Annotated in this window: 11 protein-coding genes; 9 read left to right on the top strand and 2 right to left on the bottom strand. The window is 64.5% G+C overall.

Annotated elements, in window-relative coordinates; genetic code table 11:
- The first annotated feature begins 403 nt into the window (after positions 1–403).
- From leuA to EJ069_RS01065, 4 genes are all read left to right on the top strand, one after another.
- Positions 404–2,080 carry a 2-isopropylmalate synthase gene (leuA, locus tag EJ069_RS01080; protein ID WP_189476437.1) on the top strand — a complete coding sequence of 559 codons (1,677 nt, stop codon included), beginning with the start codon at positions 404–406 and terminating at the stop codon, positions 2,078–2,080.
- 195 nt (positions 2,081–2,275) lie between these two features.
- Entirely contained in the window at positions 2,276–4,045 is a 1,770-nt protein-coding gene (locus EJ069_RS01075) for a tetratricopeptide repeat protein (RefSeq protein ID WP_126059688.1), read from the top strand.
- 279 nt (positions 4,046–4,324) lie between these two features.
- Positions 4,325–5,128: an alpha/beta fold hydrolase gene (locus tag EJ069_RS01070; RefSeq protein WP_126059687.1), complete on the top strand. Its 804-nt coding sequence runs from the start codon at positions 4,325–4,327 to the stop codon at positions 5,126–5,128.
- 73 nt (positions 5,129–5,201) lie between these two features.
- Positions 5,202–5,819, top strand: a complete 618-nt coding sequence (locus EJ069_RS01065; RefSeq protein WP_126059686.1) for a hypothetical protein — start codon at positions 5,202–5,204, stop codon at positions 5,817–5,819.
- Here the strand turns inward: EJ069_RS01065 and EJ069_RS01060 are convergent.
- Positions 5,809–6,741, bottom strand: coding sequence for a metallophosphoesterase (locus tag EJ069_RS01060; RefSeq protein WP_126059685.1), 933 nt, complete (start codon positions 6,739–6,741; stop codon positions 5,809–5,811). The two genes, EJ069_RS01065 and EJ069_RS01060, sit on opposite strands and share 11 nt — an antisense overlap.
- A gap of 170 nt (positions 6,742–6,911) precedes the next feature.
- Between EJ069_RS01060 and EJ069_RS01055 the strand changes: the two genes are divergently transcribed.
- Positions 6,912–7,415 carry an NUDIX domain-containing protein gene (locus tag EJ069_RS01055; protein WP_126059684.1) on the top strand — a complete coding sequence of 168 codons (504 nt, stop codon included), beginning with the start codon at positions 6,912–6,914 and terminating at the stop codon, positions 7,413–7,415.
- On the opposite strand, the gene EJ069_RS01050 is transcribed toward EJ069_RS01055, so the two are convergent.
- Positions 7,416–8,402, bottom strand: coding sequence for a glutathione S-transferase family protein (locus EJ069_RS01050; protein WP_126059683.1), 987 nt, complete (start codon positions 8,400–8,402; stop codon positions 7,416–7,418).
- 291 nt (positions 8,403–8,693) lie between these two features.
- On the opposite strand from EJ069_RS01050, the gene EJ069_RS01045 reads away from it, so the two are divergent.
- From EJ069_RS01045 to EJ069_RS01030, 4 genes are read left to right on the top strand one after another with little or no spacing between them, the layout of a single operon-like run.
- Positions 8,694–9,299 carry an N-acetyltransferase gene (locus EJ069_RS01045; protein ID WP_126059682.1) on the top strand — a complete coding sequence of 202 codons (606 nt, stop codon included), beginning with the start codon at positions 8,694–8,696 and terminating at the stop codon, positions 9,297–9,299.
- 27 nt (positions 9,300–9,326) lie between these two features.
- Entirely contained in the window at positions 9,327–10,088 is a 762-nt protein-coding gene (locus tag EJ069_RS01040; RefSeq protein WP_126059681.1) for a 3-hydroxyacyl-CoA dehydrogenase, read from the top strand.
- 4 nt (positions 10,089–10,092) lie between these two features.
- Positions 10,093–11,280, top strand: coding sequence for a CaiB/BaiF CoA-transferase family protein (locus EJ069_RS01035; protein WP_126059680.1), 1,188 nt, complete (start codon positions 10,093–10,095; stop codon positions 11,278–11,280).
- A gap of 36 nt (positions 11,281–11,316) precedes the next feature.
- Entirely contained in the window at positions 11,317–12,081 is a 765-nt protein-coding gene (locus EJ069_RS01030; protein WP_126059679.1) for a HugZ family protein, read from the top strand.
- Positions 12,082–12,136: the final 55 nt, after the last annotated feature.

Here is a 12,136-nt window from a genome sequence, read left to right as displayed (position 1 = left end):
CGCGACGAGACCAGGCCCGGTGCATTCGCCCCTGCGCACGCTTGCCTCCGGCGGGCCGCTCCTGTAAGAGAGCCGCCATGACCTCGCGCGTTCGCCCCGTCGCTTCTTCTCGCCCCGGCTTTGCCGGCGAGACGGCGCGCGCGCTCGCTTCCACCCTGCTTCTTCTCGGCCTTATCGGCGATCGCCGGGTTCGCTGAAGGAGCGCCCGGCGGTCGACACCCGCCGCCTCAGGCGCATGCTCCTTGGCAAAGTCATAATCAAGCGAATGAAATTCTGGTAGAGGCGACGCTCGCCACCAATCCGCCCAAGGCGAACATGCGAGCCGCCCGGAGAAGAGACGATGAACGCACGAGAAGAAATCCGCGCCGACGAGGCTGAAGCCGGCAAGCGCGCGGCCGGCCGCATGCCGGATGCAGCCCGCAAGTACCAGTCCTACCCCACCGTCGGCCTGACCGATCGCACCTGGCCGAACAAGGTGATCGACAAGGCGCCGATCTGGTGCTCGGTAGACCTGCGCGACGGCAACCAGGCGCTGATCGATCCGATGGGCCATGAGCGCAAGGCGCGCATGTTCGCGCTGTTGCTCGACATGGGCTTCAAGGAAATCGAGATCGGCTTCCCCTCGGCCTCGCAGACCGATTTCGACTTTGCCCGCTGGTGCATCGAGGAAGGCGGCGTGCCGCACGATGTATCGCTCCAGGTGCTGGTGCAGTGCCGGCCGGAACTGATCACGCGGACCTTCGAGGCGCTCAAGGGCGCGCACCGCCCGATCGTGCATTTCTACAATTCGACCAGCGAATTGCAGCGCCGCGTCGTCTTCGAAAAGGACGTCGCCGGCATCGAGCGCATCGCCACCGACGCCGCCAGGATGATCACCGACATGGCGGCCAAGGCCGGCGGCGGCTACCGCTTCGAATATTCGCCGGAAAGCTTCACCGGCACCGAGCTCGAGGTCGCGCTGGAGATCTGCAACGCCGTCACCGAGATCGTGAAGCCGACCGCCGACAACAAGCTGATCATCAACCTGCCCTCGACGGTCGAGATGTCGACGCCCAACGTCTATGCCGACCGCATCGAATGGATGTGCCGCAATCTCGACAACCGCGAGAACCTGATCATCTCGCTGCATCCGCACAACGACCGCGGCACAGGCGTCGCCACCACCGAGCTTGGCCTGATGGCCGGGGCCGACCGCGTCGAAGGCACGCTGTTCGGCAATGGCGAGCGCACCGGCAATGTCGATATCGTGACGCTGGCGCTCAACATGTTCACCCAGGGCGTCGATCCGGAGCTCGACTGCTCCGACATCAACCGGATGAAGGATGTCTACGAATATTCGAACCAGCTGAAGATCCCGGAGCGCCATCCTTATGTCGGCGAACTGGTCTACACGGCTTTCTCGGGCTCGCATCAGGACGCCATCAACAAGGGCATGAAGGCGTTGAAGAAGGCCAACACTCCGATCTGGGAAGTGCCTTATCTGCCGATCGATCCGGCCGATGTCGGCCGCACCTATGAGGCGATCATCCGCATCAACTCGCAGTCCGGCAAGGGCGGCATCGCCTATGTGCTGCAGGCGGATTACGGCCTCAATCTGCCGCGCAATCTGCAGATCGAGTTCAGCCAGGCGATCCAGGCGATCACCGATGCGGAAGGCAAGGAAGTGCCGGCCAAGCGCATCCATGAACGCTTCCTCGAAACCTATATCGACCAGCCCGGCGCGCGGCTGAAGTTCCTCGACCACCGCACCTTCCCCGATACCGAGGTGAAGGGCCGGCGCATCGTGGAGGCGGATATAATCGACAATGGCAAGGAAGTGACGATCACCGGCTCGGGCACCGGCCCGATCGACGGCTTCGTCGATGCGCTCTCGCGCCATGTCGGCGTCGACATGTCGGTGCTCGACTATTCGGAGCATTCCTTGCAGCGCGGCTCCAACGCCTCGGCCATCTCCTATGTCGAGATGGAATATCCGGGCGGCAAGCTGTTCGGCGCCGGCATCAACACCAACATCGTCGCCGCCTCGCTGGAGGCCGTCGTTTCGGCCGCCAACCGCATCATCGGTGGGAAGGCCGACTGACCAGCCAAGCTCCCGAACACGGCGCGTCCGCAAGGCGCGCCGTGTTGCAAGCAGACGCAACTTCCTTGTCGTTCGTTAACCGGCGGGGGAATTTCCGGTGGCTTACGCGATCACATAACAGAAGCATCCTTGTGCGCCGGCGCGAGCGCTATATTATCGCGCCCTAACCTGTGCCGAATTCGGAAGGATCGACACTTGGAGCATGCCCCGCCTGCCGCCCCCGCAGTGCGCGAGACATTGGAGCGACTGCTTGCAAGCGAGACGTTCGGACGATCCGAGCGTGCCCGCAGGCTTTTACGCTACCTAGTAGAGCGCGAGCAGGCTGGCGAGGCGGACAGGCTGAAGGGCGTTTCCATCGCCATGGACGTCTTCGGCAAGGACGGCGATTTCGACGCCTCCACCGACGCCGTGGTCAGGGTTCAGGCCGGTCGCCTACGCGAGCTCCTGGATCAGTACTTCGCCAATGAAGGCATCGCCGAGCCGGTGCGCATTGCGATCCCGCGCGGCGGCTATGTCCCCTCCTATGAGCTGAACGCAATCCGCCTGCCCGGCGACGCAAAATCCGCCACCGGCAACATCGCGCGCCAACCCCAGGCATCGGCCGACTATCTCGACAGCCCGACGCCGGACGAGCCCGTGCCGCTCACGGCGCCGGCCGCGCCTGCACAATCACTGACGCGGCAACTGCGATTCTTCTGGGCTGCCATGGTTCTGGTCATCGCCATGCTCGGCGTGCTCATCCTTCGCCAGGGCGATGCCTTCCTCGGCGGCGGCGACACCACGGCAACGACCGAAACGGCCGGCGCTACCGGAACCGCCGCCCAGCCGGTATTCGCCTCTTTGCCGCTCATCTACATTGCCATGAACGCCGATGGAGCAGAGGCAGCCCGTGTCGCATCGTCGTTGCGCGCCGGTCTTGCCGGTTTCGACACCATCGACTTCATCGGACGCGCTCCGGATTCGACGCGCGATCAATCGGCCGACCCGATTAGTTTCGTCTTTCATATTGTTCCCGGGCCCGCCGTCGGCGACGTCACGGTCGAGCTGCAGAGCGTCGCGACCGGTCGGGTTCTGCTGTCGCGCAACCTGACATCGGCCGAAACCGCGCCGGGCGTGGTTGAAAGCAACATCGCCAGCCTTCTGACATCGACCATTCCCGCTTCCGGCGCGATCTACAGCTACATCGACCAGAGCGACATCAGGACCAGCCAGATCGGGTGCCTGGTGCTCGACGACCGCTACTTTCTCGACATGAACGCCCAGTCGCACGAGGTTGCGTATCGCTGCCTGGAGAAGCTTGCCGCCGAAGGCACCAAATCGTCGCTCGTCTATGCGGAACTGGCCGCGCTTCATGGGGAGGCTGTCACCGCCCGCTATCCCTATCCGCCCGATGCGACGCTCGAAAAGGCCATGTCGCTTGCGCACCGCGCCGTTCAGATGGGCCCCATGAACCCGCACGCGCATCGTGCCCTCGGCTACCTCAACTCGCGCCTCGGCAACGCGGACGAAGCGATCCGCTTGACGCGCAAGGCCTACGAACTCAACCCATATGATCTCGGTATGGCCGCCGCCTATGGCTACGGGCTGATCTTCGCCGGCAAGTATGATGAGGGAACGCCGATCCTGGGCCGCGCGGTCGAGGCCTTCAGCGGCCATCCGACCTGGTGGGATTATGGCCTGTTCGTCGGCGCCTTCATGCAGGGCGATATGAAGAAGGCCGCCATCGCCAGCGAGTCGCTGCGCACGACGGCATCCAAGTCGCATTATCTGGCCGCGCGCCTGATCGGCGCCAGGCTTTCGGGCCGCGACAAGCTGGCGGGCGAGCTTGCCAACGAGCTCATCGCCGAATTCCCGAAATTCGCCGCCGACCCGCGCGCGACATTCGTCGACCGCAAATATCCCGCGGATCTCACCGATCGGCTGGTGCAATCCTTGCGTGCCGCCGGGATTGGCAATCCGAGCTAGAGCAATTTCAGGAAAAGTGTGGGCGGTTGGGTTCGGCGGCCACGCTGTGCCTTCGCGTTGGGATCGAGTAGGACATAGGCACACCTTACGCCCGTGCTTGGGCCACCTGATCACCGCAGGCGGAAGTATCACGCTGTGATCCGACACCTATTAGGACGCGCTTGCGCGTCGAGCGCCTGGCGGACCGCTTCGGTCGCGAAAATTTTACTGGCCACGGGTCTGGATCGGGAGCAATTCAGCCACAATTTCTGATTGCTGCCTGCTCACCGCTCCTTTTTCATGCTTCCACTCCCTTATGCCGTCGAGGCCGGCGCTGGTCCGAAGACGATCGTCTTTCTGCATGGCTTTGGAGCCTGCCGTGAGATCTGGCGGGACGTCATGGCTCCGCTGGCGGCCGAGGCGAGAATATTGGCCTACGATCTGCCGGGCCATGGTCATTCGCTGCAATGCGAAGGCACGGGCGGCGCAAAGACGGCAGCGCGGGCTGTTCTCGCCGATCTTGCCGCTCGCCAGCTGAGCAAGGTCCATCTCGTCGGTCATTCCATGGGCGGCGCGATCGCGACATTGATGGCGCTTGCCGATCCTGGCCGGGTGGCTTCGCTCACGCTGTTGGCGCCCGGCGGCTTCGGCCCGGAGATCAACGCAGCCCTGCTGCGCCGCTATGCGGCGGCTTCCGGCAGAAAGCTGATCCGCGCCAGCCTTGCGGCCATGTCGGCTCCGCGCAGCGTGCCGCCTGACCACGTGGTGGACGCGCTCTGCCTCATGCGCGAACAGCCCGGCCAGTTGCAGACCTTGATCGATATGGCGGCCGCGATGACCAGGGATGAGCGGCAAGGGGTCATCCCTCGAGCGCAGCTCGATGCGCTCGACATGCCGGTGATGATTGTTTGGGGAGCGGAGGATCCGCTCCTGCCTGTCGAGCAAGCCGAGGCCCTGCCCTCGCATTTCCATCTGCACCATGTCCTTGACGCGGGTCACATGCTGGTCGAGGAGGCTCCGGACCTGGTTGCCGAGGTCGTGCGTCGCAACACGCGACGGCGGGCCAGGCGACAACGACCGGTGTACGGGGCAGCAGCAAGCTGACCGGCGCTATCATTCAGTGCATTTTGCCGGCGATTGTGTTAACTCGCTGTTAACCAACAGCGAGACAGCCGCCATGAAGGATGCAGGCGACATAATCACCCCGATCGAGCCATCGCGAAAGCTTTCGGATGCCATACGCGACGTCAAAAACGCCTTCGCCGACCGCGATGACGTGGTTGTCGACATGCGCGAGGCGCACCGCATGCGGCTCGATTTGCTGGCAGCCGAGCTTGCCCCCGTCTTTGCCGATGTCCCGGCCGACATGGACAGCTTCGACTTCGCCGTCTCGTCGGGCCTGCAGCCGCGGCTATGGATCGACGCGGTGAGCCACATCGCCATGGGACGCGACCGCAGAACCTACCGCTTCCTCAAGGACACGCGCGTCAGCCGGGTGGTGCTGGCTGAATCGACCGAGATGAAAGCCGTCGCCGACGCTGTCACGCGCTACGTGGCCGAACGTGTCGTCGAGCGGCAGCGCATGATGGAGGGCGGCATGGAAAGCGCCGTTCCCGGCCTGCATCGTCACGTGGTCCAGGAAGCGGAGCCGCCCATCCGATCCGAAACCGGCCGCAATGGCTGGACGACCTTCTTCGCCGGCCTCGGCCTGATCGCCGCCGGCGCCCTTGTCGGCCTGGCGGTTTCGCTGGTCTTGTTCTGGGACCGCATCATGCAGATGAAGATCAGCTTCTGACGAGCTGGCGCCCGTCTGCCGGCACGTCGAGGTCCATGGTCTGGAGGTCCGACGGCGGCATGGCCGGTCCGGTCAGGCCGCGCCGGGTCAGGCGCAGGCGCCAGTTGCCCCTTTCGCCACCGATTTCGAACATGTTGTACTGCGCCGCGGGATGTTTGCCACCCGGCGCCTGGCCGGCGGCGGCGACCCCCACCACCGGCACCTTGGCGCCACGTGCGCCGATGGTGAACAAGGACGGCAGGTGCGAGTGGCCGTGCAGGACGAGCTCCCCGCCATGCCGGCGAATGACCTTGTGGAACCGAGCGATGCCGAACAGCCGCTTGTGCTGCGGGACTGCGCCGCGCACCGGCGGGTGGTGGATCATGATGATCCGGAAGAGTCCCTGTTTCGCGGTATCATCAAGGACCTTGCCGAGCCGTTCGGCCTGCCCTTCCATGAAGAAGCCGTTGGCCATGAAGGGTGCGGTGGCGCGCGCCGTGGTGACGCCGATCAGCGCGACATTGTCGCGCACGCGCAGATAAGGAAAGGAATTGCGGTCGACCGGACTGTTGACGCCGTCGCCCGTCATCCAGGGAGCCCAGGCCCGGCAGACCTTGTCGAAGGCGCCCGGCACATAGGCATCGTGATTGCCGGGAACCACGGAAACGTCGTGCGGCAATCCGAGCGTCTCCAGCCAGTGCTTGGCCATTTCGATCTCGCCGTCGAGCGCCAGATTGACGAGGTCTCCGGTGACGGCGAGATGGTCCGGCGCGTTCGCCTTGATGTCGGCGACGATTGTGTCGATGACGGCATCGTGCATATGGCGGCGTCGGTTGCGCTGCCAGTTGACATAGCCCAGCACGCGCTTGGACGCGAGGTCGCGATAGGTTACATCGGGCAGCGGTCCCAGATGAGCATCGGAAATATGCGCGAGCCTGAACATGACCCCTTCTTAAGCGACGCCGGCGAGGCTTTCCACTCACCCTTTGCTGTTCGCCCAAGCAGGCTTCGCAAAGGCGTCCCACGGTTTTCCGGCCAGACCCTGCGAAAAATGAAGAAGACCCAGCAGATGTTCGTGGGGCAACCCACAAACATCTGCTGGGGGATCGGTCGATGAACGACCGGCCAGATATTGAGGAGGCCTTCCGCCAGACCGGCTGGCCGGGGCTGCGGGCCAGATTCTTCCATTTTTACTTTCTGTTGCGCCGCCCGATGACGCTCGGCGTGCGCGGCCTGGTCTACGAACGTGCCTCCAACGCCGTCTTCCTGATCCGCCACACCTATGTTCCCGGCTGGCAGTTGCCCGGCGGCGGCGTCGAGTCCGGCGAGACGCTCGAGGAAGCGTTGACGCGCGAGCTGGCCGAGGAAGGCAACATCGCGCTGCTCGCGCCGCCGGTGCTGAGGTCGATGCATTTCAACCGGCGCTCCAGCAAGCGCGACCATGTCGGCCTTTATCTAATCGAAGCGTTCAGCCAGACCGCGCCGAAACTGCCCGACCATGAGATCGCCGAGGCCGGCTTCTTCCCGCTCGACCGCTTGCCGGAGGGCACGACCCCGGCGACGCTCCGAAGGATGGCCGAGATATTTGGCGGGGAGCGCATCTCACCCTACTGGTAATCACGCCGCTTTCCTGAACCTGCCCCGGTCATGCGCGACCGCATAATCGAGCTCTGGTCCCACCGGGACAACTCCCGTCGGATTGATCGACCTGTGGCTGCCGTAATAATGCGACTTGATGTGGTGAAGGTTGACCGTGCCCGACACGCCGGGCACCTGATAGAGATCGCGCAGATAGTTCGACAGGTTCGGGTAGTCGGCGATGCGGCGCAGGTTGCATTTGAAGTGGCCGACATAGACCGGATCGAAACGAACCAGCGTCGTGAACAGCCGCCAATCGGCCTCGGTGATGTGTTCGCCGGCCAGATAGCGCTGTCGCGACAGCCTCTCCTCGATCGTGTCGAGCGCCTGGAACAATTCGCCGAAAGCTTCCTCATAGGCTTCCTGCGTGGTGGCGAAGCCGGCGCGATAAACGCCGTTGTTGATTGCCGGGTAGACCTGCGCATTGATCCTGTCGATCTCCGCGCGCAGCGCCGCAGGATAGAAGTCGAGACCCGCATCGCCCCATTCGTCGAAGGCGGTGTTGAGCATCCGGATGATTTCGGAGGACTCGTTGTTGACGATCGTCTGTTGCTGCTTGTCCCACAGCACCGGTACCGTCACGCGGCCGGAATAGGCCGGATCGGCCCTGGTGTAGATCTGGTGCAGGAAATCGAGGCCGTAGAGCGTGTCGCCCGTGGCGCCGTCCTCGGCTTTGAAGGTCCAGCCGTTTTCGCCCATGAAGTGGTGCACCACCGACACCGAGATGATGCCGTCGAGCTTCTTCAGGGCACGGAAGATCAAGGTGCGATGCGCCCAAGGGCAGGCGAGCGAGACATAGAGATGATAGCGGCCGGGCTCCGCCTTGAAGCCCCGCCTGCGGCCCTGCGCCGGACTGCCGTCACGCGTGATCCAGTCGCGCCATTGCGACTCTCTGCGTATGAACCGTCCGCCGCTGTCGGTCTCGAACGGGCGGTCCTGCCATTTGCCTTCGATCAGCAATCCCATGCGGAAATCTCCCTGCGGTTCGCAACAATCTAGGCCGATAACCGGGTTGGCGAAGCCCTTCGACGCTGAACAGTTCGTCAAATGACGAACCAGTTCGTCGAATGACACAAAGAAAGACAAAAAGCGCCGATTGCAGGGGCACAAAATTGGTGCTAGCGGAGGCGCCCATGTTCGACTTTGCCTCGATCCGGTTCGACCGACGACGAAAGGGCGCCCGCGCTTAACAAAGCGCTGACTGGCGAACGCTGCCGCTTGCAGCAAACCTTCCTCGCATACCGGAACGCAAAGACCATGAGCCTTGCCGACGTGAAATACCTGCCGGAAACCCCGGCCCATGATGCTGAAATCGAAGCCATCAACGACGAGGCCTTCGGCCCGGGCCGCTTCGTGCTTGCCGCCTACAAGATCCGCGAGTCGGGCGGGCATGACCGCTCGATGTCCTATGTCGCCGTCAAGGACGACGCGGTCATCGCGTCGGTGCGCATGACGCGCGTGGCCGCGGGCGCGGGACGCGCCATGATGCTCGGCCCGCTTGCGGTGCGCCCCGCCTTCAAGAATCTCGGCATCGGCCGCAAGCTGGTCGCGATCGCGCTGGAAGCGGCCAGGAAGGCCGGTGCGCCTGCCGTCATCCTGGTCGGCGACGAGCCGTATTATGGGCCGCTCGGCTTCAAGCGCTTCCCGCGCGGGCAGATCGCCATGCCGCGCCCGGTCGATCTCGACCGGCTGCTGCATCACGAGATCAAGCCGGGCGCCGTCGCCCGCTTTGCCGGTGATGTCTGCCACGCCAACATGGCAAGGGTCGCGGAGTTTGCCCCGGCCCTGGCCCGTCCGGCAGCAAGCGCGTCGCTTTCGATCGAGCCGGCCATTGCGGTTGCGCCTCCCCTGCGCGCCTCGTAGCATAATCCGGAATCCTGGGAGGCTTGCATGAACCCGAACGGCCAGATCGCGATCGTCACCGGCGGAGGATCCGGGCTGGGAGAGGCGACGGCGCGCGCGCTTGCCGACAAGGGCGCCCGCGTCGCCATCCTCGATGTCGGCATCGAGCGCGCGGCGAAGGTCGCGGCCGACATCGGCGGCATTGCCGTCCAATGCGACGTCTCTAGCGGCGACAGCGCCACGGTCGCGATCGCCGAAGTGGCTGCAAAGCTCGGTGAACCGCGCATCCTGGTCAATTGCGCCGGCATTGCCATCGGTGTGAAGACGATCGGCAAGGACGGACCGCATCCGCTCGACCAGTACCGCAAGGTTATCGAGATCAACCTGATCGGCACGTTCAACATGATCCGCCTCGTTGCCGATCGGGCGGCGAAGCTCGATCCGCTTGCCGGGGGCGAGCGCGGCGTCATCGTCAACACCGCCTCCGTTGCCGCCTATGACGGCCAGATCGGGCAAGCCGCCTATTCCGCTTCCAAGAGCGGCGTCGTCGGCATGACGCTGCCGGTCGCGCGCGATCTGGCGCGCTCCGGCATTCGCGTCTGCACCATCGCGCCCGGCATCTTCAAGACGCCGATGATGGCCGGCATGCCGCAGGACGTGCAGGATTCACTCGGCGCCGCCGTGCCCTTCCCGCCGCGGCTGGGCGAGCCGGCGGAATATGCCGCCCTTGCCCTCCACATCATCGAGAACCAGATGCTGAACGGCGAGACCATCCGCCTCGATGGCGCAATCCGCATGGCGCCGAAATAGCGGGATGACCGGATCGCCGACAGGTGCCGGTGTTTCCACCGAAAGGACAGGCCCGCTTGCCGGTCTGAAAGTCATCGAGATGGCCGGGCTCGGCCCGGTGCCGCTTGCCGCCATGATGCTGGCCGAGATGGGCGCCGACGTGCTGCGAATCGAACGCGCCGATGCCGGCCAGCCGCTTCTGAACCTGCCGGAAGAATACGACCTCGACCGCCACGGCCGTTCCATCCTCAGGCTCGATCTCAAGCGTCCGGCGGGCACGGAGCTGTTGCTTCGGCTCGCGGCATGGGCCGACTTGCTTGTCGAAGGATTCCGCCCCGGTGTGATGGAGCGTCTCGGCCTAGGGCCCGATATCCTGCTCCAACACAATCCGGCGCTGATCTATGGCCGCCTGACCGGTTTCGGCCAGGACGGGCCACTGTCCGGGCGAGCCGGGCACGACATCACCTATCTCGCTTATGCGGGCCTGCTACACGCGATCGGCAGGAAGGACACGCCGCCGGTGCCGCCGCTCAATCTCGTCGCGGATCAAGGCGGCGGCGCGATGATGCTGATCGCCGGCGCGCTCGCCGCCCTTTTCCAGCGTTCGCTGACCGGAAAGGGTCAGGTGGTCGACGCTTCGATGATCGAGGGGGCCTCAATGCTCGCCGCGCCGATCCACGCTTACATGGCGGCGGGCCTGTGGAGCGACAGGCGCGGCGAGAACCTGCTCGATTCCGGCGCACCGTTTTACGACACCTATGAGACGGCGGACGCAAGGCACATTGCCGTCGGCTGCCTCGAACCGCGTTTCTTCGGCGAATTCGCCAAGCTGCTGCCGCTCGCCGCGCATTTTGTCGGCAGCCAATATGACAAATCGTCGTGGCCCACGATGCGCGCCGCCATTGCCGAGCGGGTCAGGGAGAAAACGCGCGACGAGTGGGCCGAGCTTTTCGCTGCGTCCGATGCGTGTGTCGCGCCCGTGCTGTCGCTGATCGAAGCCAGGAACCACCCGCACAATCGCGCCAGGCAAAGCTTTGTGACGTCTGGCGGGTTCGAGCGCCCCGCGCCGGCGCCGCGTTTCTCGCAGGACCCGGCAGCGGCTGCGGCAGCACCGGCCGCCGCCGATCGCGAGAGCGCAAGGATATTGACCCGTCTTGGCTTGAGCCAGGAGGAAATCGCGGCCCTTGCAAAGGCGGGTGTACTCGGCCGATAACCGGAGAATAGAAATCAACTTATCTCGGGTGAGCTTGTGACCAAAAAAGATGTCATTCGCGAGACCGACGCCGAAGCGATCAGGCTGGCGAAAACCCTGATCCGGTCGGCGCGTTTCGGTGCGCTCGCGGTTATCGAGCCCGGCACCGGCTCGCCGCTGGCGAGCCGGGTCGGCGTCGCCACCGACATCGACGGCGCGCCGCTGATCCTGGTCTCGATGCTGTCCGCGCACACCGGTGCGCTTGTCGCCGATCCGCGCTGCTCGCTGCTGCTTGGCGAACCCGGAAAGGGCGATCCACTGGCGCATCCGCGCATCAGCCTGGCCTGCCGGGCCGTGCGGCTGGAGCGGGGATCGGCCGACCAGATCCGAGCCGAACGCCGCTACCTCAATCGCAATCCGAAGGCCAAGCTTTATGCCGGGCTCGGCGATTTCTCGTTCTTCCGGCTCGAGCCTGGCCGCGCCAGCCTGAATGGCGGCTTCGGCAAGGCCTATCTTCTCGAGCGCGATGATTTCATCACCGGCAGCGCCCTTGCGGAGGAACTGGCCGGCAGCGAGCAGGCAGCACTCGATCACATGAATGCCGATCATCGCGACGCGATTGCCCTTTATGCTCGTCACTTCGGCGGCGCCGCGGGCGACGGCTGGATGGCTACCGGCTTCGATGCCGACGGCATGGATCTCGCCGCCCCGGACGCAACCTGCAGGATCTTCTTTCCCCAGCCTTTGCAAGCCGCGCGCGAATTGCGTTCGGTGCTCGTCGAGATGGCGAAGACGGGACGCGCGGCAGAGCAAGAGCGATAGTTGATCGCGCGCCAGCGAAAGCAACGCTTGAGATTTAAACGAAATGATCTACCTT

The organism is Mesorhizobium sp. M2A.F.Ca.ET.043.05.1.1 (genome assembly GCF_003952445.1).
Taxonomy (GTDB): Bacteria; Pseudomonadota; Alphaproteobacteria; order Rhizobiales; family Rhizobiaceae; genus Mesorhizobium.
The sequence above is the reverse complement of the archived record's forward strand: the minus strand, read 5'-3'. Positions and strand labels throughout refer to the sequence as shown.